The organism is Phenylobacterium sp. (assembly GCF_025934275.1).
Taxonomy (GTDB): Bacteria; Pseudomonadota; Alphaproteobacteria; order Caulobacterales; family Caulobacteraceae; genus Phenylobacterium.
In genome coordinates this window covers 34,746-57,595 of the sequence record NZ_JAICYI010000006.1, presented here as the reverse complement: position 1 = coordinate 57,595, position 22,850 = coordinate 34,746, and the positions used below count along the sequence as shown (strand labels likewise).

Genomic DNA, 22,850 nt, shown 5'->3' with positions numbered 1-22,850 from the left:
CTGATGGGCGCCACGCGGACCGACGACCTGCCGCCGGCCGACCTGCCGGAGGTAGCCTTCGCCGGCCGCTCCAACGTCGGCAAGAGCTCGCTGATCAACGCCGTCACCGGCCGCAGCCACCTGGCGCGCGCTTCCAACGCCCCCGGCCGCACGCGCGAGGTCAATCTGTTCGTGCTCGACGACAGGCTGCGGCTCGTGGACCTGCCGGGCTACGGCTTCGCCCGGGCGAGCCGCAGCGAGGCGAAGAAGTTCCAGAACCTCGGCCGCGCCTACCTCCGCGGTCGGCCGAACCTCAAGCGCGCCTATCTGCTGATCGACGCCCGCCACGGCCTGAAGGCGGTGGATGCTGAGGCCCTCGACGCCCTCGACGAGGCCGCCGTCTCCTACCAGCTCGTGCTCACCAAGGCCGACAAGCTGAAGCCCGCGGAGGTCGCGGAGGTCGCGGCCCGCAGCCTCGCCCAGGTCGCCAGGCGCGCCGCCGCCTTCCCCCGCGTCCTCGCCACGTCGGCCGAGACAGGGGCCGGCCTGGCGGAGCTGCGCGCCGAGATCGCGGCGGCCTGCGGGCTCGCGCCGGAAGCGTGACACCGCGGCCCTCGTCCGCTATCGGAGCGCTCCGGTTACAGCGCGGCGGGACGGCGACTTGAGCGACGACAGCCAGGGCGGCGAAGGTCAGGGATGGGCGACCGCCAGGACGCTCGCCGAGGCGCTGCCCTACATTCAGACCTACGACCGCTCGACCGTGGTGATCAAGTACGGCGGCCACGCCATGGGCGAGGAGCAGGTGGCCAAGCTGTTCGCGGCCGACGCCGTGCTCCTGAAGATGCTGGGCGTGCATCCGGTCGTGGTGCACGGCGGCGGCCCGCAGATCTCGGCCATGCTGGAGAGGGCTGGCGTCAAGTCGACGTTCGTCGACGGGCTCCGGGTCACCGACGAAGCCACCATGGAGGTGGCCGAGATGGTCCTCTCGGGGGCCATCAACAAGGAGATCGCCAACTGGATCACCCTCGCCGGGGCCGAGGCCGACGTGCGCGGCGTGGGGCTTTCCGGCAAGGACGCGCGGCTGATCACCGTGGAGAAGGTCACCCGCACGAAGAAGGACCCCGACTCGGAGATCGAGCGGATGGTCGACCTTGGCTTCGTGGGCGAACCCAAGCGGATCGATCCCAAGCTGATCGAGGCCCTGATCTACGCCGACGAGGACTACATCCCCGTGGTCGCCCCGATCGGGGTCTCGGCGGCCGGCGACACCTACAACATCAACGCCGACACTGTGGCGGGCGCGCTGGCCGGCGCGCTGAAGGCCAAGCGCATGCTGCTGCTGACCGACGTGGCCGGCGTGCTGGACAAGGCCGGCGAGTTGATCCGCCAGCTCACGGTCAAGGAAGCCAGGGCCGCGATCAGCCGGGGCGTCGCCACCGGCGGCATGATTCCCAAGCTGGAGACCGCCATCCACGCGATCGAGGCCGGCGTCGAGGCGGTGGTCGTCCTCGACGGCCGGCGGCCGCACGCCATGCTGGTCGAGCTGTTCACCGAGCACGGGGCGGGCACGCTGGTCTGCAAATGAGCGCCGACCTGCGTCACATCGACACCTGGCTGTTCGACCTGGACAACACCCTCTACCCGGTCGAGAGCGGCTTCATGCGCGGGATCGAGAGCCGGATCACCGACTTCGTGGTCAAGGTCACCGGTCTCGCGCGGGACGAGGCCTACAAGCTGCAGAAGGTCTATCTGAGGGACCACGGCTTGAGCCTGACAGGCCTGATGCTGCACCACGGAGTCGATCCCGCGGAGTACCACGCCCTGTTCCACGACCTGTCGCTGGAGAGCCTGGCGCGCGATCCGGAGCTGGTCGAGGCGATTGGGCGGCTCCCGGGGCGGCGGCTGATCTTCACCAACGCCGACGACGTCCACGCCCGCCGCGTGCTCGCGCGGCTGGGGCTGGATCCGCTGTTCGACGAGGTCTTCCACATCGGCTCGTTCGACTACGTCCCGAAACCGGACCCCGACGTCTTCCGGCGGATGAGCGCCGAGCACGCGGTGGCGCCCGAGGCCACGGCCTTCTTCGAGGACGCCGAGCGCAACCTGGCGCCGGCCGCAGAGCTCGGCATGACCACCGTGCTCGTGGGGCCGCATGCGCCCGCCTCGACCGCGCCTTTCGTCGACTACAGGACCGAGAAGCTCGCGCCCTTCCTGAGGGACGCCCAGGTGAGGGAGGCCGCCTGAATGGACGACCTGCAGCGCATCGTCGAGGCCGCGTGGGAGGATCGCGAGAGCCTCTCCACCGAGACCCGCGGCGCGGTTTGCGACGCGGTGATGGAGACGATCGAGCGGCTCGACGCGGGCCGGCTGCGCGTCGCCGAGCGGGGCGCCAACGGCCAGTGGATCGTCCATCAGTGGGTCAAGCAGGCGATCCTGCTGTTCTTCCGCCTCACCCCCAACCAGATCGTCGAGGCCGACGCGCCCGGGCCCTGGTGGGACAAGGTCCCGTTGAAGACCACCGGCTGGGACGCCGCCCGGTTCCAGGCCGCGGGCTTCCGCTCCCTGCCGGGCTCCTTCGTGCGCAAAGGCGCCTACGTCGCCAAGGGCGTGGTGCTTCTGCCCTCTATCGTGAACATCGGCGCCTATGTGGATGAAGGCACCATGGTCGACGGCTGGGCGACCGTGGGCTCGTGCGCCCAGGTCGGCAAGCACTGCCATATTTCGGGAGGCGCGGGGATCGGCGGCGTGCTCGAGCCGTTGCAGGCCAACCCGACCATCATCGAGGACAACTGCTTCATCGGCGCCCGGGCCGAAGTGGCCGAAGGAGTGATCGTGCGCGAGGGCAGCGTGCTCTCGATGGGCGTCTATCTCACGTCGACCACCCCGATCATCGAGCGCAGGACCGGCCGGACCTTCTTGGGCGAAGTGCCGCCCTATTCGGTGGTGGTCTCGGGTTCGCGGCCCAACCCGGTCGATCCCGGCCTGCCCTCCACCTACTGCGCGGTGATCATGAAGACCGTCGACGAACGCACGCGCTCGAAAACCAGTGTCAACGAGCTGTTGCGGGAGTAGCAGGCATCTCCGTCGCTTGCGGGAGAAGCTCGGGTGAGGGCCCGCCTATGGATGAGGCCGAAGAGCTGATCCAGCTTTGCGTCCGCGCCCTCGCCGCGCAGATGCACGCGGCGCCTGGGATCGAGCTGCATATGACCCGGAACTGCATTCTGGGCCTCACCGACGAGCCCCTGGCCGACCATAACAGGCTGATCCTTGGCCCCGATCCCGACGTCGCGGGGTTCCTCATTCGATCGGTGGCGCGGGCGAAAGAACGGCATCGGCCGCTCATGGCGACCATGAGCCCCCATGTGGCGCAGCACCTTGCGCCGGTCGCGACGCGGCTGGGCCTCACCGCCGTCGGCGCCGCGCCGCTCATGGTGCTTCGCCCGGATGTTCCTGTTCAACCGAGCCGCCGCATGAAGATCGTCCGCGCGCTCGGCCCGGAGCTGGTCGGCGTCGCCGGCGATCTCATCGCGGCCGCTTTCGGCGAGCCGCGCGGCGTCATCGCCAGGTGCATCGAGGTCAGCATGACCGAGACCTCGGGCGTGGAGACCTATATCGCCTGGGGCGACGGAGGCCCCCTGTGCACCGTCTCGGTGACCCCGACGGGCGACACGGCGGGGATCACACTCATGGCCACGCCACCCGAGCACCAGCGCAAGGGCGTCGGCCGCGCCCTGCTGAGCCAGGTGATCGACGACTATCGGCGCCGGGGCGTGGCCCGCTTCCACCTGGGCGCCACCGAAGCGGGCCGGCCGCTCTACGCAAGCCTGGGCTTCGAACTCGTCGCGGACCTCCCTGTCTGGATGTTGGACGATTCCAGCGCCTCGGCGAAACGACAGGCTTCCTAACCCGCGACGGCTCACGCTCGTCTGGGCCGGCGCGCTCACTCAGGCCTACTCCGGCCGCATTCCCTTTTCGTCGGCGACCATGCCGATGTCCGGGTAGGTGCAGCGATCGGTCTCCAGGCGGGTTCCGACCTCCAGAACGACCGCGTCGGCGGCGGAGCGGTTCTGCAGGCAATGACCGTTCGGCGCGCCCGCCTTCCAGCCGGCGCAGTCGCCCGCGCGCAGGATCGTCTCGCCCTCGTCCTCCACCAGCACCACCTCCCCCTGCAGCACCCAGGCGAACTCGTCCTCGGCCGAATGCCAGTGGCGCTGCGACGACCAGACGCCGGGCGCGAGCCGGAGGAGGTTGACTCCGAACTGCGTCAGGCCGGCGGCGTCTCCCAGTCGGCGGCGTTCGCGCGCGCGGCAAGGCGCGTCATGCGGCGCCGGGTAGCTCGTCCCGATCCGGACCGCGGCGTTTTCGATATCGATCTTCGGCATGGCCGCTCACCTCGCCTTCTTTGGATAGGGCGACCCGTCTCGGTGGCGGTAGAAGTCCTCGCGGGGCTTGGCCACCATGTCCAGGTCCGGGTAGTCGCAGCCGTCGACGTCGGGGAAGCGGCTGCCGATCTCCAGGATCACCGCCTCCCGCCCGGAGCGATTCTGCAAGTGATGGCCGTCGGCGACCGCCGCCTTCCAGCCCGCGCAATCGCCGGCGCACAGGACCGTCTCGCCCGCGTCTTCGACCAGCACCACCTCGCCTTCGAGGATCCAGACGAACTCGTCCTCGTGGGTGTGCCAGTGCCGCTGCGAGGTCCAGGCGCCGGGAGACAGGCGGGTCAGGTTGACGCCGAACTGGCTGAGCCCCGCCACATCGCCGAGCTGGTGCGCCCACTGGTCATTGCATGGCTGATCGAGCGGCGGCGGGTAGCCGGAGCCTTCGATCCGCCGAGCCTTGTCGATCTCGATCTTGGGCATTGGCGCTCCGTTAGGCTAGGACAGCCCTCACTTAGGAACTGCACAGCCAGGGTTCGAGCTTGATCGACGCCGTCAACCTGACCCGCGAGCTGATCCGCAAGCCGTCGGTCGCCCCGGCCGACGGCGGGGCCATGGATCTCGTCGAGCGGACGCTCCAGCGGGTCGGCTTCTCCTGCCGCCGGATGCGGTTCGGCCAGATCGAGAACCTCTACGCCCGCTACGGCACGGCGCGGCCCAATCTCTGCTTCGCCGGCCACACCGACGTGGTTCCGGTGGGCGATCAGGCCGCCTGGTCGAGGGACGCCTTCGCCGCCGAGGTGGTCGACGGCGTGTTGATCGGGCGGGGCGCCGTCGACATGAAGAGCGCCATCGCCGCCTTCGCCGCCGCCGCCGCAAACGCCATCGAAGCGGGCCAGGTGACGGGTTCGCTCTCGTTCCTGATCACCGGCGACGAGGAGGGGGTGGCCACTCACGGCACGAGGAAGGTCGTCGAAGCGCTGATCGCCGAGGGCGAGGCGGTGGACCATTGCGTGGTCGGCGAGCCCACGTCGTCGGAGGCGTTGGGCGACATGATCAAGGTGGGCCGGCGCGGCTCCATCAACGCCGAGATCGAGGTCGTGGGAATCCAGGGCCACGTCGCCTATCCGCAGCGGGCGGCCAATCCCACGCCGGTGCTGATCCGCATCCTGTCAGCGCTGCAGGCGCGCAAGCTCGACGAGGGCTATCCGGAGTTCCAGCCGTCCAACCTCGAAGTCACCTGGATCGAGGTCCCGAACACGGCGACCAACGTGATCCCGGCCGTGGCCCGCGCCCGCCTCAACATCCGCTTCAATCCGAGCCACGCCGGCGCGGCGCTGGCCGCCTGGATCGACGACGAGGCGCAGGCCGCCTGTGAGGGGACGAGGTGCTCGGTGAAGGTCACGCCGCAGATCTCCGGCGAGGCCTTCCTCACCGAGCCCGGCCGCTTCACCGACATCGCCGCGGAAGCCGTGCGCGAGGTGGCGGGGCGAGCGCCCGAGCTCTCCACCTCCGGCGGCACCTCCGACGCCCGCTTCATTCGCGCGCTCTGTCCGGTGGTCGAGCTCGGCCTCGTCGGGACCACCATGCACCAGGTCGACGAGCGCACGCCGGTGGCCGAGATCGCGCTGTTGCAGAAGGTCTACGAGCGGCTGATCGCGCGGTACTTCGAGACGTTCGGCTAGCCCCGGGTGAACCCGTCCGCGGACCAGCCTTCGCTGCCCACGCCGTGGTGCACCGTGAACAGGCCCGTCGGGTCGTAGCGGCGCTTGACGGCGAGCAGCCTCGGATAGTTCGGGCCCCAGAAGGCCCGCTGCCAGTCGGCCTGGAACCAGTCCGTCTCGTTGACGTAGGAGCCCGCCCCCGGCGCGCACCTCAGCATCTCGTCCATCGCTGCATGGACGCGGGCGCGGCCGGCCGCGAGCCGCGTCATGTCGGGCTGCGGAAATCCGGGGAAGGCCGGACCGGCCGCAGCGGCGATGATGCAGAGCGCAAAGGCGTCGGCGACGGCGGGATTGGTGGCGGTGTCGCGAGCCCGGGCCACCGCCTCGGGCGGCGCCCCGGCGATCCCCTTGTTGAAGTGGAAGCTCGCCTCGGCGTGGCGGCTGGCGGCGAACCAGGCGTCGACCAGCCGCGCCTGGTTCTGCGGCTTCAGCAGCGACTGCGGGAGCCAGGCGGACCTGTAGGCGGCCCAAAAGGCGCCGATCTGATCGGAATCGCCCGCCCACCAGAAGTCGCTGGGCTTCGCGCCCGGTTCCGGATCGGGCCGGATGGCGATCGGCAGATGCGCTTTCATGAAATCCGCGTCCCAGAAGCCCCGCGCCGGGATGGCCAGGCCGAGGAGCGCTTTCTGGCCCTCGTAATCGCCGGGGCTCGCGTCGCAGAAGGCGGTCAGGGGCGCCCAGGCTCCCCGCGCCTCGGCCTGCGTCAGGTCCTGGAACACCATGGTGACCTCGAGCCGATTGTCCGGGCGGGCGTGCACGGTCTCGCCCCAGTGCGGATTGAAGAGGTGCGTGGCGTAATGGTCGACGAAGCGCGCGAGGAGCCGCCGAAAAGCCTCGTCCGATTTCGCGCGTATGGTGAGATTGAGGCCGCCCACCGTCTGCGGCAGCTCGTGGGTGGCGAGCGTCACGCGGGTGACGACGCCCCAGGTCCCGCCGCCGCCGCCCTTCAGGGCCCAGAAGAGGTCGGGCTCGCGGGCGCGGTTGACCACCCGCACTTGCCCGTCCGCCGTCACGATCTCGGCCTCCAGCAGGCTCGCGCCCACGGTCCCGTAGCGCTTGGAAAAGGAGCCGAAGCCGTTGCCCTGGACCAGGCCCGCAACCCCCACTGTGGTGCAGCCGCCGCCCTGAACGTAGCGCCCCGCCCCCACGCTCACGGCCTGGTAGGCGCGGAGCCAGATGGCGCCGGCGCCGACCGACACCGCCGGGACCGGCGCGGCGCTCGAGCCCTTGGGCCGGAAGGCGTCGTGGACGGCGATCTGGTCCATCCGCCGCGTCCAGACCATCAGGCTGTCGGGGACATTGGACTGGCCGAGGTAGCTGTGGCCGCCGCCGCGGACGACCAGGCGCAGATTGTGGGCGCGGGCGAAACGGACCGCCTGGGCCACGTCCTGGGCGGAGCGGGCGGCGACGACGTAGCGGCTGGGCGCGGATCGCCAGGCGTCCAGCCAACCCGAGCTCTGGGTCAGCGCCGGATGCTCGCCGATCCAGAACGGATCGGCCACGAGCTTGCGGATGGCGGGATCGGCGAGGTCGGGCATGGCGACGGGCGACAGCGTGCCGCCGACCAGCCGGTTCAGCCCCTCCCAGTCGGCGGGCCCAGGCCACCCGGGCGCGCCGGCGCGCACCCTCGATTCGCGCGGGTCGGCGCGGGCCCCGGTCGCGGGCAACGCCGCCGAGGCGGCGAGGGCGGCGCTGGCGCCCAGGAAGGTGCGGCGTGTCATGCGGGCAGGCTCCGGCTGATCGATCGGACGGAGCATGGCCGCAGCGCCCCGTCACCTTCCAGGTCCATGGGCCGGCGCGAGAACCGGCTGGGACGAACGGCAGGGCGCAGGGACAAGCGGTTCGAGGGACATGACGAGCGGTCGGCGAAGATCCGGGAAGCCGCGGCCACGCCGGACCACGCTAGGTCGTCTCGTACTCCACCCCGCTCAGATAAAGCCCATCGGCCGGCGCCACCGGCCCGCAGGCCTTGCGGTCGCGCGCCTCGAGCGCGGCCGCCAGGTCATCCGCGCTCCAGCGGCCGGTCCCGACTTCGGCGAGCGAGCCGGTCATCGAGCGGACCTGGCGGTGCAGGAAGGAGCGCGAGGCGAACTCCAGCAACACCTGCTCGCCCTCGCGGCGCACGGCCGCCACATCGAGGGTCTTCATCGGCGACTTGGCCTGGCAGGCAAGGTCGCGGAAGGTGGTGAAGTCGTGATGGCCCACGAGGACCTGCGCGGCGGCATGCATCGCCTCGGCGTCCAGCGGCTTTTTCACATGCCAGACGCGGCCCTGGTCGAGCGCCGGCGGGCTGCGGCGGTTGAGGATGCGGTAGCGGTAGCGCCGCCTGGTCGCCGAGAAGCGGGCGTGCCAGCCCTCCGGCGCCACCGCGGCCTCCAGGACGACGATCGGCTCGGGGACGAGGTGGGCGTTCAGGGCGTCGCGGACGACCTCGGCCTTCCAGGCCTTCGCAAGATCGACGTGGACGACCTGGCCGGTGGCGTGAACCCCCGCGTCGGTGCGGCCGGCGGCCTGGAGGCGCAGCGCCTCGCCGCAGAAGCCCTTCACGGCCCGCTCGATGGAGCCCTGGATCGACGGCAGCTCCCCCTGCGCCTGGAAGCCGTGGTAGGGCCGCCCGTCATACTCGATCAGCAGCCGGTAGCGCGGCATCAGCCGAGCCTCTCGCCAGCTGCGACCGACTGGCCGCGCAGGAAAGCCTCCGCGTCCTGCGCCGCGCGGCCTTCGCGCTGCACCCGAAGCAGCCGCACCGCGCCCGACCCGCAGGCGACCAGCAGCGCCTCGTCCAGCACCTCGCCCGGCGCGCCGTCGCCGTCCTCGTTCGCCGAAAGCAGCGCCTTCACGCGCACCGGTCCTCGGTCGGTGGGGAGCTCGAACCAGGCCCCCGGCGCGGGCGAGAGGCCGCGGATCTTGCGATCCACCTCGGCGCCCGGCCGGGTCCAGTCGATGCGCGCCTCCCTGGGGCGGATCTTCTTCGCATAGGTGACGCCGTCGGACGCCTGCGGCGTCTCCCTGGCCTCGCCGCGCTCGAGGGCGTGGAGCGTGCGGACCAGGAGCTCGGCGCCGGCTTCGGCCATGCGGTCGTGCAACGTTCCGGCGGTGTCGAGCGGACCGATGCGCAAGGTTTGCGTGGCGAGAATCGGGCCTTCGTCGAGCCCCTCGGTCATCCGCATGACCTGAACCCCGGTCACCGCGTCGCCGGCCATGATCGCCCGCTGGATGGGCGCGGCGCCCCGCCACCTGGGCAGCAGCGAGCCGTGCAGGTTGAAGGCGCCCAGCGTCGGCGCCTCCAGCACCTCCCGGGGCAGGATCTGGCCGAACGCGACGACCACCGCCGCGTCGAGCCCGAGCGCCCGGAAGGCCGCGACCTCGGCCGGATCCCGCATCGAGGCGGGCGTGCGGACCGGGAGGCCGTGTGCCCCCGCGAAGGCGTGCGCCGGCGAGGGCCTTAGCTCGTGGCCGCGGCCGCGCGGCGCCGGCGGCTGGGAATAGACGCAGGCCACCTCGAATCCCGCCTCGACGATCCGCCGGAGCGAAGCCACCGCGAAGTCGGGGGTGCCGAGGAAAGCGAGCCGCATGCGCCGTCCTCTAGCCGGGACGGCCGACTTGCGCAAAACGCCGGAACCTGCCGTAAAGCTTGGCGGTTGCACAGGCGACCCGACGGAGGCTTGCCGCCATGCGTACGCTCCTCACCGCATCGTTCCTCGGCCTGCTGCTGGCCGTCGGGGCCTGCAGCAAGGCCGACCAGCAGAAGACCCAGGCCGACACCAAGTCCGCCGCCGCCGACGTGAAGTCCAGCGGCGATCAGGCCGGCCAGGAGGTCAAGGCGGACGCCAAGAAGCTCGGTGCCGACATCAAGACGAGCGCCGCCAAGAGCGGGAAGGACCTGAAGGCCATCGCCAAGGACCCGGAAGTCAAGAAGGCCGCAGGCGATCTCAAGGCTTCGCTGAAGGAGCTCGGCTCCTCGGTGAAGGACGCCTCCAAGCGCCACAAGGATGAGGACACGAACTCCGCCTCGGGAGAAAAGAGCGGCCAGTAGCGTTCGAGGCGATCAGGCCGCCTTGGCCTGCTTCTTGACCTTCTTGATGGCCTGCTCGCGCTTCAGCCGCGACAGGTGGTCGATGAACAGCACCCCGTCGAGATGGTCCATCTCATGCTGGATGCAGACGGCGAACAGGCCCTCGGCGTCCTCCTCGACCGTCTCGCCCCGATAGTCGAGGTAGCGGATCTTCACGCGCGCCGGCCGCTCCACCTCGTCGTAGATCTCCGGCACCGAGAGGCAGCCCTCCTCGTAGGGCGCGGTCTCCTCGGAGGCCCAGAGGATCTCGGGATTGGCGAAAAAGCGCGGCTGCTTCTCCTCGCCGTCGCGGGCGATGTCCATGACGATCACCCGCTTCGGCACGCCCACCTGGATGGCGGCGAGGCCGATGCCGGGCGCCGCGTACATGGTCTCCAGCATGTCGTCCATCAGCGCCCGCAGCTCGTCATCGACGCGCTCGACGGGCGCGGAGACCTCCTTCAGGACCGGGTTCGGGACGACGAGGATTTCACGGATCGCCATGCCAGCGAGGTAGGAGGCTGGGTACCGACCGTCAAGTTGGCGCGAGCCCGCAGTCTCAGCTCTCGTCGCCGGCCACCAGCCGCACCGGCGGCGCATCGGGTTTGCCGAGCTTGCTCAGCGGCCTGACCGCCGTCTCGACCGGCTGCAGCTCGGCGACCTCGCGGGCTTCGTGGTCGACCTTCAGCTCCTCGAAGCGGCGGGCCTGGGTCAGCACCTGGCTCTCCAGCGAGCCCACGAACTGGTTGTAACGCGAGACCGCCGCCTCCAACGCCTTGCCGACCGAGCCGGCGTGGCCGCCCATCACCGCGATGCGCTTGTAGAGCTCGCGCCCGAGGTCGGCGACGAGCCGGGCGTTGGCCGCCTGCTCCTCTACCCGCCAGCCATAGGCCACCGCCTTGCAGAGCGCGAACAGCGTCGAGGGGGTGACGATCACCACCCGCCGGTCCATGGCCTCCGTCATCAGCTCCGGCGCCTGGTCGAGGGCGGCGGCCAGCATGGAATCGCCGGGCACGAACATCGCCACGAAGTCCGGCGAGGCCTCGAACTGGTCCCAGTAGGCCCTGGCCGAGAGCCCCTGGATGTGGCCGCGCACGCTCTGCACGTGGCGGGCGAGCGCCGCCGCGCGCGCGGTCTCGTCGGTCGCCTCCTGCAGCTCGAGAAAGGCGTTCAGCGAGCACTTGGCGTCGATCACGAACACCGCTCCGCCCGGCAGGCGCACGGTGACATCCGGCCGCCGCCGCCCCTCGTCGGTGTCGGTGGAGGCCTGCTCCTCGAAGTCGTAGCGATGCGAGAGCCCCGCCGCCTCCAGCACGTTGCGCAGCGTCTGCTCGCCCCAGCGGCCCTGCACGCCCGCCCCGCGCCGAAGCGCCGCCGAGAGCTTGCGCGCCTCCTCCTGGGTCGCCGTCGAGGCCTGCAGCAGGGCCGTGATCTGGGCCTTCAGGCCGCCGGCGTCTTCGGCGCGGGCCTTCTCCACCGCCGCCAGTTGTTCCTGGTATCTCTGCAGCGTCTCCGCGACCGGCTTGAGCTGCGCCTCCAGCTTGGCCTGCGCCAGCTGCTCGCGGCTCGCCTGGACTTCCTCGTTCCGTTTCAGGATCGCCTCGGCGACGCTCTCGGCGGAGCGGGCGGCCTGCGCCTCCACCATCCGCGCCTGCTCCTGCAGGAGCCCGATCCTGGCCTCGGCGAGCTTGGCGCGGGAGCGCTCGCGCAGCCCCCAGGCGAGCGCGGCTACGGTCGAAGCGCCGGCGAGCAGCGCGAGAATCAGCAGCAGGTTCATGCTGCGTTCTTAGCTTGCCCGGCGAGTCGGGGCCACTGCGGCGCTCAAGCCGGCCGGCGGGCCCGCAACGCCTGGGCGATGGTGCCGTCGTCGAGCCAGTCGAGCTCGCCGCCGACCGGCACGCCGCGGGCCAGCATGGTCACTGCGACGCCGGTGTTCGCCAGCCGCTCGGCCAGGTAATGCGCGGTGGTCTGGCCGTCGACCGTCGCCGGCAGCGCCAGGATGACTTCGCGGACCTCCTCGCCCGCGGCTCGCGCCACCAGCGGGCCGATGCGCAGCGCCTCGGGCCCTACGCCGTCGAGGGCCGAGAGCAGGCCGCCCAGCACGTGGTAGCGGCCGCGGAACGCGCCGGCGCGCTCCATGGCCCAGAGCGCCCCCACCTCCTCGACCACGCAGATCAGCGCGCCGTCGCGGCCGGGATCGGCGCAGATCGCGCAGGGATCCTGGGTGTCCAGCGCGCCGCAGAGGTGGCAGGTCTTCACCCGCGCTGCGGCCTCGGCGAGCGCGTCGGCGAGCGGGGCCAGGAGCTGGTCGCGGCGCTTGAGCAGCGCCAGGGCGGCGCGCCGCGCCGAGCGCGGCCCGAGCCCGGGCAGCTTCGCGAGCAGGGCGATCAGCCGCTCGATCTCGGGTCCGGCGGATTGGGCCAACTAGAACAGCTTCGGCATGCCGGGCATGCCGGCGAAGGGGCCGGCCGCCTGCTTCATCAGCTCCTGCTGCTCGGCGTCGAGCTTGCGCTTGGCGTCGGCGTGGGCGGCGACCACCAGGTCGGCCACCACCTCAGCCTCGCCCGGCGCCATCAGGCTCTCGTCGATGTCGACGCGCGCGAGCTCGCCGGTGCCCTTCAGGACCAGCTTGACCATGCCGCCGCCGGACGTCCCCTCCACCTCCATCTCGGCGAGCTTCGCCTGCGCCTCGGCCAGCTTCTGCTGCATGGCCTGCGCCTGCTTCATGATCGCGTTCAGATCCTTCAAGGCTCAGTCCTCTTCGCTGTCGTCCTCGACCGGCGGCTCGGCGGCGGGCTCGGGACTGGCGATGTTGCGCACGCCGACGATCTCGGCGCCCGGAAAGGCCTGCAGCACCTCGCGGACGAATGGATCGGCTTCCACCTCGGCGCGAACTTCCCGCTCCTGCCGCTTCTGCCGCTCCCAGGCGCTCTCGGCCCCGCCGCCGCCGTGGGCGGCGATCAGCCAGCGTTCGCCGGTCCACTCCTTCAGCCGCCCGACGAGGCGCTGGGCTAGGTTGGCCGGCGCGCCGGGCGCGGGCTCGTACTCGATCGCGCCGGACCGGAAGCTGATCGGGCGGACGTAGCGCTCGACGTCGAGCTTGAGGGCGATGTCGCGCCGCTGCTCGATCAGCGCCAGCATGTCTTCGAAGGTGGCCAGCGACACGACCGGGTCCTTCGCCGGCTGCACCTGCACCTGGGGCGCCGGGCTGCGCGCCGTCGCCGCGGCCCCGCCGCCCGAGCCTGCGCTCGCCGCCCCGCCCGAGCCGCCGCTCGGAGCGCCGGCCGGCAGCGGCTCGCCCGACTGCAGCCGCTTCAGCGCCTGCTCCGGCCCCGGCAGATCGGCGGCGTAGGCCAGCCGGATGATGGCCATGTCGGTGGCGGCCGCCGCGTCGGGTGCGCGGCGCACCTCGTCATAGGCCTTGAGTGTGAGCTGCCACAGGCGCGCCAGCGTCCCGGCCGAGACCGCTGCGCCGACGGCGGTCAGGCGCGCGGCCTGGTCCTTGGGCAGCACCAGCGCCTGCGGCCCGATCGCCTTGGCGACGGAAGCGCCATGGCAGTGATCCAGCAGATCGAGCATCACCTGGTCCGGGCTCGCCCCGAAGCCGTGGAGGGCGCGGAAGGTCTCGATGGCGGCCCCCGCCTCGCCTTTCATGATCTGCTCGAAGAGGCTGATGGTCTGCGCCCGGTCGGCCAGGCCCAGCATGTCGCGGACTTCTTCGGCGGTGACCGTCTGGCCGGGCTCGGCCTGGACGATCGCCTGGTCGAGCATCGACTGGGCGTCGCGCACCGAGCCTTCCGCGGCGCGGGCGATCAGCATCAGGCCGTCGGCCTCGACGCGGGCGCCCTCGTTCTCACAGATCATCTCCAGGTTCTTGACGATCGCCTCCAGCTCGACCCGCCTCAGGTCGAACCGCTGGGTGCGCGACAGGATCGTCACGGGCACCTTGCGGATCTCGGTGGTGGCGAAGATGAACTTGGCGTGCGGCGGCGGCTCTTCCAGCGTCTTCAGGAGCGCATTGAATGCGCCCGTCGAGAGCATGTGCACCTCGTCGATGATGTAGACCTTGTAGCGCGCCTCGACGGGCGCATAGCGCACGCCTTCCAGCAGCTCGCGCATGTCGGCCACCCCGGTGCGCGAGGCGGCGTCCAGCTCGAGGACGTCCATGTGCCGGCCCTCGATGATCGCCCGGCAGTGGCGGCCTTCCTCGCGAAGGTCGAGCGTCGGTTCATGGACGGCGGCGGTATCGTAGTTGAGGGCGCGCGCCAGCAGCCGCGCGGTGGTCGTCTTGCCGACGCCGCGGACGCCGGTCAGCATGAAGGCGTGCGCGATCCGGCCGGTGGCGAAGGCGTTGCGCAGCGTGCGGACCATCGCCTCCTGGCCATAGAGGTCCTCGAAGCTGCGCGGCCGGTACTTGCGCGCGATGACCGTGTAGGCGGCGGAGTCCTCGACTTGTCCCGCGGAAGCCTCCGGCGAAGGCGCACCGCCGAACATGTCGCGCGCGTTGGGATCACGCTCTGGGGTATCGTCGTCGAGCGTGAGGTCTTCGTCCGCCATGGCGCCTTGGAGAGGATGGGTGGAGACCGGACAGCGACCCGGAGCGAAACTCGTTACGGCTGCTTCCTTCCGGACCTGACCGGGTTGGCGAGGCGTCCGCCCGCCGCCGATCTCCGCCTCCTATATCGCCGCTGGCGTGGGGTTCCGCAAGCTGAGGCGCGGAGCCGCAGCGGTATGCCATTTTCCCGAACGTCGTCTCCGGCCTTGTGCCGGGGATTCGCGGCGGAGATGAACGCTTGAATCGGAGTCCATGGGCGGCCGGGACGAGCTCGGCCCTGACGGACGGTTGGGGTTTGAATGATGGCGCCCTAAAAGCCCGGCATGCCTCTCGACGTCTTCAGGAACACCTTCGCCGGCAACCCGCTCGACCGCGCGAGCGACCGCCGGCCCGACAAGGCCTGGATCGCACGCCAGCTCGCCGCGCCGGACTCGCTGGCGCTGGCGCTCTGGAACGGCCGCCCGCTGGTGGAGCCCAGGAAGGAGGGCGGCCATCAGATCGCCTACCTGCCCGCCAGGATGGCCGAGGAGCTTTCCGAGGGCGGCGAGCAGCTGCTGTTCCTCGGGCTCTGGAAGGAGACCGCGGTCTTCGCTCTCGATCTCGACGGCGAGGCCAATCCGGCCGACGGCGGACCGCTCGCCGGGATGGGCGCGTTCGAGGACCTGCGCCGCGTGGCCATGAGCCTGCCGCCGGGCGATGCGGCCATGGTCGCCACCGCCAAGGCGATGTTCGAATGGCGCCGCCGCCACCGCCACTGCGCGGTCTGCGGCGAGCCCACCGTCGCCGTCGACGGGGGCTGGAAGCGGCAGTGCCCCGCCTGCGAAGCCGAGCACTTCCCGCGCACCGATCCGGTGGTGATCATGCTGCCCTACCACGGCGACCGCTGCATGCTCGGCCGTCAGGAGGCCTGGCCGAAAGGCATGTTCTCCGCGCTGGCCGGCTTCCTGGAGCCCGGCGAGTCGATCGAAGAGGCCTGCGCGCGCGAACTCAATGAAGAAGCCGGGCTGCACGCGGTGAAGGTCCGCTACCACTCCACCCAGCCGTGGCCCTATCCGTCGTCGCTGATGATCGGCCTGATCGCCGAGGTGGAGGACGAGGAGGGGACGCCCGACCAGACCGAACTCTCCGAGGTCCGCTGGTTCACCCGCGAGGAGGCGAAGCAGCTGATCGCCGGCCAGATCGAAGGAACCTTCGCCCCCCAGCCCCTCGCCATCGCCCACCAGCTCATCAAGGCCTGGGCGGAAGCGGGCTGATCAGGTCCTCCCCCCGGAGGGAGATCGCCCAGAGGGCTCCCCTGCTACGGGAGCAACGGGGCCTAGCGGCTCCTGAACGGATCGGCGGGGTAGACGCCCAGGATCTCGAATTTCTCAGAGAAGAACTGCAGCTCCTCGAAGGCCAACGCCAGGCCACGGTCCTCGGGGCGGCCGTCGACTTCGGCGTAGAAGAAGGTGGCCGTCCAGGCGCCGTTCTCCATGTAGCTCTCGAGCTTGGTCATGTTGACGCCGTTGGTCGCGAAGCCGCCGAGCGCCTTGTAGAGCGCCGCCGGCAGGTTCCTGACCCGGAACACGAAGCTGGTGATACAGGGTTCGGTGAACGGCGGCGCCGGCGGATTGGGGTCCGCCGTCATGATCAGGAAGCGGGTGGTGTTGTGGTGCTCGTCCTCGATGTCGCGCAGCAGGATCTCGAGCCCGTAGATCTCGGCTGCGAGCGCCGGCGAGATCGCCGCCTTGGCCGGATCGGGGTGCTCGGAGAGCAGCTTGGCGGCGCCGGCCGTATCGCCCGTCGCCTCGGTCTTCAGCTTCAGCCGCCGGATGGTCTTGCGGCATTGGCCGAGCGCGATGGGCATGCTCATCGCCGTCTTGATGTCCTCCAGCTTCGCGCCCTTCACGCCCATCAGCTGGAAGTGGATCGGTTTGAACCGCTCGCCGATGATCTTCAGGCCCGAGGACGGCAGCAGGTGGTGCACGTCGGCGACCCGGCCGGCCGTGGAATTCTCCACCGGGATCATGCCGAGATCGCAGCTGCCGGTCTTCACCGCCGCGAACGCTTCCTCGAAGGTGGCGCACGGAACGGGCTGGCCGTCGGGGAACGCCGCCAGGCAGGCCTCGTGGCCGTTGGCGCCTAGCTCCCCCTGGAAGGCGATCCTACGCTGGGTCATGCCGTGGCCCTCGCATGGGCGCGGGCGCGCTCGAGGTCGGCCGGGTTGTCGACCGAGATCGGCGGCTCGTCGAGCACGGTCGTCCAGATCGACATGCCGAGCTCCAGCGCCCTGAGCTGCTCCAGCCGCTCGCGCATCTCCAGGGGTGACGGCGGCGCTGCGGTGAAGCGTTCCAGCGCCTCGCGGCGGTAGGCGTAAACCCCGTGGTGCAGCCACACCGGCCCGTCGCCGTAGAGCACGGAGCGGGTGAAGTAGAGGGCGCGCGCGGTGCGTCCGTCCGGCTGCATCGAGGCGACCACCTTGGGGATGTCCGGGTTGCGCCGCTCGGCCGGATCGCGCTCGGCCACCATGATGGTGCAGATATCGCACGCCGGGTGCTCGGCCAGCAGCGCCGCGCAGGCGGCGAGCGCGGCAGGATCGAGGAAGGGCATGTCGCCCTGCAGGTTGATGACCACGTCGTGCTGGCTCCCCGGGTCGAGTTCGGCGAGCGCGGCGAGGATCCGGTCGGAGCCGGAGGGCAGGTCCGGATCGGTCAGGACGGCGCGTCCGCCGGCGCCTTCCACGGCCGAAACGATCGCCGCATCACCCGCCGCGACAGCCACAGGACCGGCCCCCGCGGCCTCGGCTTGACGCAGCACGCGGACGATCATTGGTATGCCGCCGATGTCCGCCAGGGGTTTGCCCGGCAGACGTGTCGCGGCCATCCGCGCGGGGATCAGGACGATGGGGTTCATGGGGCCAGCGGGCGGGTTGCGCGAGCGCCGGTAGCGTGTAAGAGAGCCGGGCGCAATAAGGGGCGGGATTCCCGCGCGGTCGCCGGTCTCGAGGGGCCGGTCGTGGAGAGGGCCGACGAAGGATCAATGGCGAGCGATCTCACGTTCAACAAGGTCGCCGGCGCGGTGCTCGCGACGGGTCTGGTCATCGTGGGCCTTCGGGCGCTTTCGTCGGGCATGTTCACCCCGGAGCAGCCGGCCAAGCCGGGCTACAAGGTCGAGGTCGCTGCGGAGGCGGGCGCCGAGTCCAATGCGCCTGAGGTGCCGCCCGATTGGGGCACGGTGCTGCCCAAGGCCGACGTGGCCGCCGGCCAGACGACCTTCGCCAAGTGCCAGGCCTGCCACAGCCTGACCGCCAACGGCATCGGTCCGGACCTGATGGGCGTGGTGGGCCGCAAGCCGGGCAGCGAGCCGGGCTTCTCCTACTCGCCGGCCATGGAGGCGTTCGCCGCCAAGCAGCCGATCTGGGACTACGACCACCTGTTCGAGTTCATCAAGGGGCCGCAGAACTACATCCCCGGCACCAAGATGACCTTCGTCGGCCTCAAGAAGCCGGAAGATCGCATCAACGTGATCGCCTTCCTGCACACCCAGGGCTCGCACCTGCCGATTCCTGCGCCGAACCCGGCCAAGGCCGCGGCGGCCGCGGGAACGACCGGGCCCGCCGGTGCGGCCGCACCCGGCGCGGCGGCTGGCAACAAGCCGGTCGCGACCGGCACGACCGCGGGCGGCCCGACGGCCGGCGCGGGCCAGGGCGCCAAGGCCGGCGGTCCGGCCGGTCAGGGCAAGAACGCCGGGACCAATGCGGCCCCGCAGCAGCAGGGCGTCTCCGGCCCGGGCAAAGCCGGCGGCGACACCGCCAAGCACTGAGCTCCCTAGAGAGGCGGGATTCGTCTGAAGCTCGTCGGCTCGCCGTGGCCCTCGGCGGCGATGCGCGCGATCGCCTCGTCCAGCGGCTCGATGGCGACCATCATGTGATGGCCGTTGGCGTGGACGATCCGCTGGGCGTCAAGGCCGATCGCCACGTGCGCCTTCCAGAACACCAGGTCGCCGCGGCCGAACCCCGGCCTGTCGATCGCCTGGCCCACCGCCTCCTGCTGGTCGGTGTCGCGCGGGCAGGCCCGGCCGCAGGCGAACAGCGCCTGCTGCACCAGCCCCGAGCAGTCGAGTCCCAGGCTCTCGCGGCCGCCCCACAGGTAGGGCGCGCCCAGGTGCCGCTCGGCCACCGCAGCCGGATCGGCCTCGAAGGCGCCGATCGGCGCCAGGTGCTCGGCGGTCATCCAGCCGGCCCCGCGGACCTTGCGCAGCCGCCCCTCGGCGGCCTCCATGCTGACCAGGGCGTTCAGGGAATAGGGGCCCCGCGCCCGGGTCTTGATGCTCGGGCCCTCGAAGGCGTAGGTGCGCAGCGCCGCGACCCGGTGGGTCGGCGCAGGGCCCGGCGGCCGCAGCGCCTCCGCTCTGACGAATCCCACGTAGCCGTCGCGCCGGGCCTGGCCCCAGACCCAGCCGTTCGCCTCCTCCTCCAGGACATCGAAAGCCTCGCCGAACAGGATCTGGTCCATCTGCTCGGCCGAGGCGTCCGGGCCCGCGTGGACGCCGGCCGCCGGCGCCGCGCAGATCATCGGCCTCGGATCCAGATACACCTCGGCGGGCACGACGCCCTCGAGCGCGCGCGCCGCGACCCCGTCGCGCAGCGGCGTGATGCGCGGGTCCAGCTTCACCCGAAACGTTCCCCGAGCAGGCCATAGAGCCCGCGGATCGCCTGCGCCTCGGCGCCCGCGGGCCAGCCGGCCCGGCCCCGCGGGTTCCAGGCGAAAATGTCGAAGTGGGCCCAGGCTCCCTGCGGGGCGAAGCGCTGCAGGAACAGCGCCGCGGTCACCGAGCCCGCCTGCGCCCAGCCGTCGGGATCGTTCTTGATCTCGGCCACGTCGGACTCCAGCGCCTCGGCGTAGGGTTTCCAAAGCGGCATGCGCCAGAGCGGATCGCAGGCGGCCTCGGCGTGGCGGGCGATATCGGCGGCCAGCTGATCGTCGTCGGTGTAGAACGGCGGCAGCTGCGGCCCGAGGGCCACGCGCGCGGCGCCGGTGAGGGTGGCGAAGTCGAGCGTCAGGGCCGGTTCCAGCTCGGCCGCGCGGGTCAGCGCATCGGCGAGGATCAACCGCCCCTCCGCGTCGGTGTTGCCGACCTCGATGGAGAGCCCCCGCCGCGAGGCGAGCACGTCGCCCGGGCGCATCGCGTCGCCCGAGATGGCGTTCTCCACCGCCGGGACCAACACCGCCAGGCGGACCGGCAGCCCCGCCGCCATCACCATCCGCCCGAGCGCCAGCGCGTGGGCCGCTCCGCCCATGTCCTTCTTCATCAGCCGCATGCCGGCCGAAGGCTTGATGTCGAGGCCGCCGGTGTCGAACACCACGCCCTTGCCGACCAGGGCGACGCGAGGGGCGTCCGCCTTGCCCCAGGTGATCTCGATCATCCGCGGCGCGCGCTCGGGAACCGCGGCGCGGCCGACGGCGTGCACCGCCGGATAGTTGGCCTCCAGCAGGCCCTCGCCGGTCACGACCGTGATCTCGGCGCCGTGCTGCTCGGCGATCTCGCGGGCGATGGTCTCGATCTGCTTGGGGCCCATGTCGTTGGCGGGGGTGTTGACCATGTCGCGGGCGAGCGCGCAGGCATGCGCCACCTGCCGGACCTCAGCGGCGTCGAAGCCCTCGGCCAGCAGCCTGGGCTTGTCACTCGCGGGCTTCTTGTAGCGATCGAACTTATAGCTGCCGAGCGCGAAGGCGAGCGCGATCTGGTCGGCCGCGAGCCCCTTCGGCGCACGCGCGATCCGGTAGGTCCCGGCGGGCAGCTTGGCGGGCAGGGCGCGGAACGCCAAGGCGTCCGGCGTCTGTCCCAGTCCGAACAGCACGCTGGCCAGCGCGCCGTCCCGGCCGGGGACCGCCAGCACCTGACCGGCCTTGCCCTTGAATTCGGAGATGGCGGCGTAGGCCTTGGCCGCGGCGGGGGCGGCCGCGAGCGCCGACTCCGTCTCGCTCTCCAGCAGCGCGCGCACCGGGATCGCCGGACCTTCGGCGGTGTCGAGGATGACGTCGGACATGGGCGACCCGCGGCTTGCAAGGAGGTCCACCCTGTCGCGCAAGTCCCGCCGGGCCGCAACCCGCCCGGGAGCGGATCGGCGCGCGCTGCGCTCAACCGCCGTCCCGAAAAAGCAGAAGGCCCCCGCGCCTGGGCGCGGGGGCCTTCGTTGCTCGTCTACGCGAACAACGACTACGGCAGAGCGTTGTCGATCTTCGTGAAGGTCGTGTTGAGCTTCGAGCCGACGGCGGTGACAGCGGTCACCAGCACAACGGCGATCAGCGCGGCGATCAGGCCATATTCGATGGCCGTGGCGCCGGATTCGTCCTTGAGGAAACGCGTGACGTACTTGGACATGACTTGCTCCTTCTAATCGCGGGCCGGCGGCGGGAGGGGAAAGGACCACCGCCTGCTCGTCCAAACGCAGGACCAATTTCGCCGAACGCGTTTAATTCCCAGTAAACACCAGAGTATTCGCGGCAAAATTTCTTTGGTTTACTGAAATTAATCATGATCATCTGTTAAGCATATGCCCTATTCTTGGCCGAAAAATCCTGTAGATTCAATGGGCGTTTCCGCGCGGAACCCCGCTCGCGGCCTATTGGAGCGCCTTGAAAAAAATCGCAGGCCGAGCTGACTCGCCGCGAGCTGCCGCCGCGATCAGGCCGCCCGGGGGCCCGCGCCGCGCACGAACAGCAGCCCCACGAGCCCCACTCCGAGCAGCAGGACGATGCTCGCAAACCCGCCCTGCTGGGTGTGCGTCACCCGCGTGCCGATGTTGACCAGGCTGGGCGCCAGCCAGGCGGTCGCTACGCCGGACAGCGCATAGACGCCGAAGAAGGCGCCGGTCTGCTCGGGCGGAGTGAGCCGGGTCAGGGTGGTCCGCGCCGAGGCGTACTGGCCGGTGATGAAGATCGCATTGTTGAAGCCGATCAGCAGGTAGATGAGGTCCGGCCAGGTCCGGTACACCGGCCCGTCCCACAGCGGCGCGTGCGCGTGCGGATCGAAGTGGACCACATAGAAGATGGTGTCGGGGCGCATGCCCAGCAGCGCGATCAGCCCCAGCATGGTCATGAAGATCTCGATCCGGAGCGCGTTCTTGGGCCCGAGCCCGGCGTCCAGCCAGCGGCCGACGAAGCCGCCGAACACCGCAAGCACGGAGAGGATGACGCCGGTGATCAGGAGCTCCAGCGGACCCCACTTCATGACGCCCGCCGCTAGGACCCCGAAGAAGAACAAGACGCCGTTCATGCCGTCGACGAAGAACATCCGGCTGGCCAGGTAGACGACCGCGTCCTTGAAGCGGCGCACGGTCTTCAGCATCGCCCAGAGGTCCTTGGCCCCGTCGGCGAGCGCCTTCAGGGCCGGGACGCCGGTGCGCGGCGCATCGGGCGTGAACAGCAGCAGCGGGACGACCCCCAGCAACAGGATCCCGGCTGCGAGCAAGGCGGTGACCCGCTCCGGCTCGTGGCGGGCGGGGTCGAGGCCGAACAGCGGGTGGGCGGGCACCCAGCCCCAATGCACCTTGCCCGGCAGCGCGAACGCCCAGGCCGTGAAGGCGAGCGCCAGGACCGAGGCGCCGTTGCCGAGCGACAGAGCCAGGCCCGAGGCCTTGTGGGCGCTCTCCAGCCCGGCGGCCCTGACCAGCATCGAGTTGTGCAGCACCTCGGTGTAGGAGAACAGCACGTTGACCACCATGGCGATGAACATGGTGGCGGTGATCGACAGCCCGCTCTGGTCGGGCCTGGCCCACCACAGCGCCGCAATCATCGGCGTCATCACCGCCACCAGCAGGGCGATCCAGGCCTTGCGCGGCCCGAGCTTGTCGATCGAGGCGCCCAGGAACGGGGCGGTGCCCATCACGATCCAGCCGGCGTACTGCTGCCAGCGAGAGATCTCCTCCTGCCCGCGCACCGGATCGCCGACCATCACCGAGGCGACGTAGGGCATGAACATGTAGATGGTGATCAGGATCACGTACGGATCCCGCCCGCCCTCGAAGATCGACCAGGAGATCGCGCCGCGGTTCAGCTTGGCGTCGCCGCCGATCTCCGAAACGATCGGCGGGTCGATGACGGACGACGGCCCGTGGGTCTCGATCGAGCTGGATTCGGTCAACGGCGTCTCCCCGGGGCGGCTCCGCCCTTATCGGAGAG

The 22,850-nt window shown here is 70.8% G+C and carries 25 protein-coding genes and 1 other RNA gene; 9 read left to right on the top strand and 17 right to left on the bottom strand.

The features are described 5' to 3' along the window. Positions 1–3: 3 nt before the first annotated feature. Genes yihA through Q0W60_RS03000 form a run of 5 tightly spaced genes read left to right on the top strand, consistent with a single transcriptional unit; the run spans position 4 to position 3,884 of the window. Complete coding sequence (yihA, locus tag Q0W60_RS03020; RefSeq protein ID WP_297692463.1) at positions 4–582, top strand: ribosome biogenesis GTP-binding protein YihA/YsxC; 579 nt, start codon at positions 4–6, stop codon at positions 580–582. 58 nt (positions 583–640) lie between these two features. Then, a complete protein-coding gene (gene argB, locus Q0W60_RS03015) occupies positions 641–1,564 on the top strand; it encodes an acetylglutamate kinase (RefSeq protein WP_297692423.1) in 924 nt (307 codons plus the stop codon). Further along, entirely contained in the window at positions 1,561–2,223 is a 663-nt protein-coding gene (locus Q0W60_RS03010; RefSeq protein WP_297692421.1) for a pyrimidine 5'-nucleotidase, read from the top strand. Before argB ends, Q0W60_RS03010 begins: the two co-directional genes overlap by 4 nt. Beyond that, complete coding sequence (gene dapD, locus Q0W60_RS03005) at positions 2,224–3,051, top strand: 2,3,4,5-tetrahydropyridine-2,6-dicarboxylate N-succinyltransferase (protein WP_297692419.1); 828 nt, start codon at positions 2,224–2,226, stop codon at positions 3,049–3,051. Positions 3,052–3,098: 47 nt separating this feature from the next. Further along, entirely contained in the window at positions 3,099–3,884 is a 786-nt protein-coding gene (locus tag Q0W60_RS03000; protein ID WP_297692417.1) for a GNAT family N-acetyltransferase, read from the top strand. Positions 3,885–3,929: 45 nt separating this feature from the next. Here the strand turns inward: Q0W60_RS03000 and Q0W60_RS02995 are convergent, their stop codons facing one another. Next, positions 3,930–4,361, bottom strand: coding sequence for a cupin domain-containing protein (locus tag Q0W60_RS02995; protein WP_297692415.1), 432 nt, complete (start codon positions 4,359–4,361; stop codon positions 3,930–3,932). 6 nt (positions 4,362–4,367) lie between these two features. Further along, a complete protein-coding gene (locus Q0W60_RS02990) occupies positions 4,368–4,838 on the bottom strand; it encodes a cupin domain-containing protein (RefSeq protein WP_297692413.1) in 471 nt (156 codons plus the stop codon). Between the two features lie 38 nt (positions 4,839–4,876). Here Q0W60_RS02990 and dapE point away from each other — a divergent pair, with 38 nt between their 5' ends. Further along, the gene (gene dapE, locus Q0W60_RS02985) at positions 4,877–6,040 is read left to right on the top strand and encodes a succinyl-diaminopimelate desuccinylase (RefSeq protein ID WP_297692461.1); all 1,164 of its coding nucleotides are present in this window, start codon (positions 4,877–4,879) and stop codon (positions 6,038–6,040) included. Here dapE and Q0W60_RS02980 read toward each other — a convergent pair. From Q0W60_RS02980 to fmt, 3 genes are all read right to left on the bottom strand, one after another. Further along, positions 6,037–7,800: an FAD-binding oxidoreductase gene (locus tag Q0W60_RS02980; protein WP_297692412.1), complete on the bottom strand. Its 1,764-nt coding sequence runs from the start codon at positions 7,798–7,800 to the stop codon at positions 6,037–6,039. The two genes, dapE and Q0W60_RS02980, sit on opposite strands and share 4 nt — an antisense overlap. 181 nt (positions 7,801–7,981) lie before the next feature. After that, positions 7,982–8,728, bottom strand: a complete 747-nt coding sequence (truA, locus tag Q0W60_RS02975) for a tRNA pseudouridine(38-40) synthase TruA (RefSeq protein WP_297692411.1) — start codon at positions 8,726–8,728, stop codon at positions 7,982–7,984. Then, positions 8,728–9,654, bottom strand: a complete 927-nt coding sequence (fmt, locus tag Q0W60_RS02970) for a methionyl-tRNA formyltransferase (protein WP_297692409.1) — start codon at positions 9,652–9,654, stop codon at positions 8,728–8,730. Before fmt ends, truA begins: the two co-directional genes overlap by 1 nt. A 98-nt stretch (positions 9,655–9,752) precedes the next feature. On the opposite strand from fmt, the gene Q0W60_RS02965 reads away from it, so the two are divergent. Next, entirely contained in the window at positions 9,753–10,115 is a 363-nt protein-coding gene (locus tag Q0W60_RS02965) for a hypothetical protein (RefSeq protein WP_297692407.1), read from the top strand. A 12-nt stretch (positions 10,116–10,127) separates the two neighbouring features. Here the strand turns inward: Q0W60_RS02965 and Q0W60_RS02960 are convergent, their stop codons facing one another. The 6 genes from Q0W60_RS02960 to ffs form a co-directional block, all read right to left on the bottom strand. Continuing rightward, positions 10,128–10,637, bottom strand: coding sequence for a peptide deformylase (locus tag Q0W60_RS02960; protein ID WP_297692405.1), 510 nt, complete (start codon positions 10,635–10,637; stop codon positions 10,128–10,130). Positions 10,638–10,692: 55 nt separating this feature from the next. Next, positions 10,693–11,910 carry a DNA recombination protein RmuC gene (locus tag Q0W60_RS02955; RefSeq protein WP_297692403.1) on the bottom strand — a complete coding sequence of 406 codons (1,218 nt, stop codon included), beginning with the start codon at positions 11,908–11,910 and terminating at the stop codon, positions 10,693–10,695. Positions 11,911–11,954: 44 nt separating this feature from the next. After that, positions 11,955–12,557, bottom strand: a complete 603-nt coding sequence (recR, locus tag Q0W60_RS02950) for a recombination mediator RecR (RefSeq protein ID WP_297692401.1) — start codon at positions 12,555–12,557, stop codon at positions 11,955–11,957. Continuing rightward, entirely contained in the window at positions 12,558–12,881 is a 324-nt protein-coding gene (locus Q0W60_RS02945) for a YbaB/EbfC family nucleoid-associated protein (protein WP_297692398.1), read from the bottom strand. A 3-nt stretch (positions 12,882–12,884) separates the two neighbouring features. Further along, the gene (locus tag Q0W60_RS02940; RefSeq protein WP_297692396.1) at positions 12,885–14,690 is read right to left on the bottom strand and encodes a DNA polymerase III subunit gamma/tau; all 1,806 of its coding nucleotides are present in this window, start codon (positions 14,688–14,690) and stop codon (positions 12,885–12,887) included. Between the two features lie 17 nt (positions 14,691–14,707). Further along, positions 14,708–14,806, bottom strand: an RNA gene (gene ffs / locus Q0W60_RS02935) — signal recognition particle sRNA small type. 205 nt (positions 14,807–15,011) lie between these two features. On the opposite strand from ffs, the gene nudC reads away from it, so the two are divergent. Beyond that, complete coding sequence (nudC, locus tag Q0W60_RS02930; RefSeq protein WP_297692394.1) at positions 15,012–15,941, top strand: NAD(+) diphosphatase; 930 nt, start codon at positions 15,012–15,014, stop codon at positions 15,939–15,941. A 62-nt stretch (positions 15,942–16,003) separates the two neighbouring features. Here the strand turns inward: nudC and Q0W60_RS02925 are convergent, their stop codons facing one another. Beyond that, the gene (locus tag Q0W60_RS02925) at positions 16,004–16,846 is read right to left on the bottom strand and encodes a prephenate dehydratase (protein WP_297692392.1); all 843 of its coding nucleotides are present in this window, start codon (positions 16,844–16,846) and stop codon (positions 16,004–16,006) included. Next, the gene (locus tag Q0W60_RS02920; RefSeq protein WP_297692390.1) at positions 16,843–17,580 is read right to left on the bottom strand and encodes a 3-deoxy-manno-octulosonate cytidylyltransferase; all 738 of its coding nucleotides are present in this window, start codon (positions 17,578–17,580) and stop codon (positions 16,843–16,845) included. Before Q0W60_RS02920 ends, Q0W60_RS02925 begins: the two co-directional genes overlap by 4 nt. 126 nt (positions 17,581–17,706) lie before the next feature. Here Q0W60_RS02920 and Q0W60_RS02915 point away from each other — a divergent pair, with 126 nt between their 5' ends. Beyond that, a complete protein-coding gene (locus Q0W60_RS02915; protein WP_297692388.1) occupies positions 17,707–18,489 on the top strand; it encodes a cytochrome c family protein in 783 nt (260 codons plus the stop codon). A 5-nt stretch (positions 18,490–18,494) separates the two neighbouring features. Here Q0W60_RS02915 and Q0W60_RS02910 read toward each other — a convergent pair whose 3' ends face one another. From Q0W60_RS02910 to Q0W60_RS02895, 4 genes are all read right to left on the bottom strand, one after another. After that, positions 18,495–19,340 (bottom strand): NlpC/P60 family protein, encoded by an 846-nt coding sequence (locus tag Q0W60_RS02910; RefSeq protein WP_297692386.1) that lies wholly within the window; start codon positions 19,338–19,340, stop codon positions 18,495–18,497. Continuing rightward, positions 19,337–20,716 (bottom strand): leucyl aminopeptidase family protein, encoded by a 1,380-nt coding sequence (locus tag Q0W60_RS02905; RefSeq protein ID WP_297692384.1) that lies wholly within the window; start codon positions 20,714–20,716, stop codon positions 19,337–19,339. The genes Q0W60_RS02910 and Q0W60_RS02905 overlap by 4 nt, the downstream gene beginning before the upstream one ends. A gap of 170 nt (positions 20,717–20,886) precedes the next feature. Continuing rightward, positions 20,887–21,051, bottom strand: coding sequence for a Flp family type IVb pilin (locus Q0W60_RS02900; protein WP_297692382.1), 165 nt, complete (start codon positions 21,049–21,051; stop codon positions 20,887–20,889). 303 nt (positions 21,052–21,354) lie between these two features. After that, on the bottom strand, positions 21,355–22,812 hold the full coding sequence (locus Q0W60_RS02895) for an MFS transporter (protein WP_297692380.1): 1,458 nt from the start codon (positions 22,810–22,812) through the stop codon (positions 21,355–21,357). Positions 22,813–22,850 lie beyond the last annotated feature (38 nt).

Excerpts from the sequence above, each read along its gene's own strand:
- yihA (WP_297692463.1), top strand. The coding sequence starts at position 4 with ATGGGCGCCACGCGGACCGACGACCTGCCGCCGGCCGACCTGCCGGAG.
- Q0W60_RS03010 (WP_297692421.1), top strand. The coding sequence starts at position 1,561 with ATGAGCGCCGACCTGCGTCACATCGACACCTGGCTGTTCGACCTGGAC.
- dapD (WP_297692419.1), top strand. The coding sequence starts at position 2,224 with ATGGACGACCTGCAGCGCATCGTCGAGGCCGCGTGGGAGGATCGCGAG.
- Q0W60_RS03000 (WP_297692417.1), top strand. The coding sequence starts at position 3,099 with ATGGATGAGGCCGAAGAGCTGATCCAGCTTTGCGTCCGCGCCCTCGCC.
- Q0W60_RS02995 (WP_297692415.1), bottom strand. The coding sequence starts at position 4,361 with ATGCCGAAGATCGATATCGAAAACGCCGCGGTCCGGATCGGGACGAGC.
- Q0W60_RS02990 (WP_297692413.1), bottom strand. The coding sequence starts at position 4,838 with ATGCCCAAGATCGAGATCGACAAGGCTCGGCGGATCGAAGGCTCCGGC.
- Q0W60_RS02980 (WP_297692412.1), bottom strand. The coding sequence starts at position 7,800 with ATGACACGCCGCACCTTCCTGGGCGCCAGCGCCGCCCTCGCCGCCTCG.
- truA (WP_297692411.1), bottom strand. The coding sequence starts at position 8,728 with ATGCCGCGCTACCGGCTGCTGATCGAGTATGACGGGCGGCCCTACCAC.
- fmt (WP_297692409.1), bottom strand. The coding sequence starts at position 9,654 with ATGCGGCTCGCTTTCCTCGGCACCCCCGACTTCGCGGTGGCTTCGCTC.
- Q0W60_RS02965 (WP_297692407.1), top strand. The coding sequence starts at position 9,753 with ATGCGTACGCTCCTCACCGCATCGTTCCTCGGCCTGCTGCTGGCCGTC.
- Q0W60_RS02960 (WP_297692405.1), bottom strand. The coding sequence starts at position 10,637 with ATGGCGATCCGTGAAATCCTCGTCGTCCCGAACCCGGTCCTGAAGGAG.
- Q0W60_RS02955 (WP_297692403.1), bottom strand. The coding sequence starts at position 11,910 with ATGAACCTGCTGCTGATTCTCGCGCTGCTCGCCGGCGCTTCGACCGTA.
- Q0W60_RS02940 (WP_297692396.1), bottom strand. The coding sequence starts at position 14,690 with ATGGCGGACGAAGACCTCACGCTCGACGACGATACCCCAGAGCGTGAT.
- nudC (WP_297692394.1), top strand. The coding sequence starts at position 15,012 with ATGCCTCTCGACGTCTTCAGGAACACCTTCGCCGGCAACCCGCTCGAC.
- Q0W60_RS02925 (WP_297692392.1), bottom strand. The coding sequence starts at position 16,846 with ATGACCCAGCGTAGGATCGCCTTCCAGGGGGAGCTAGGCGCCAACGGC.
- Q0W60_RS02920 (WP_297692390.1), bottom strand. The coding sequence starts at position 17,580 with ATGAACCCCATCGTCCTGATCCCCGCGCGGATGGCCGCGACACGTCTG.
- Q0W60_RS02915 (WP_297692388.1), top strand. The coding sequence starts at position 17,707 with ATGGCGAGCGATCTCACGTTCAACAAGGTCGCCGGCGCGGTGCTCGCG.
- Q0W60_RS02905 (WP_297692384.1), bottom strand. The coding sequence starts at position 20,716 with ATGTCCGACGTCATCCTCGACACCGCCGAAGGTCCGGCGATCCCGGTG.
- Q0W60_RS02900 (WP_297692382.1), bottom strand. The coding sequence starts at position 21,051 with ATGTCCAAGTACGTCACGCGTTTCCTCAAGGACGAATCCGGCGCCACG.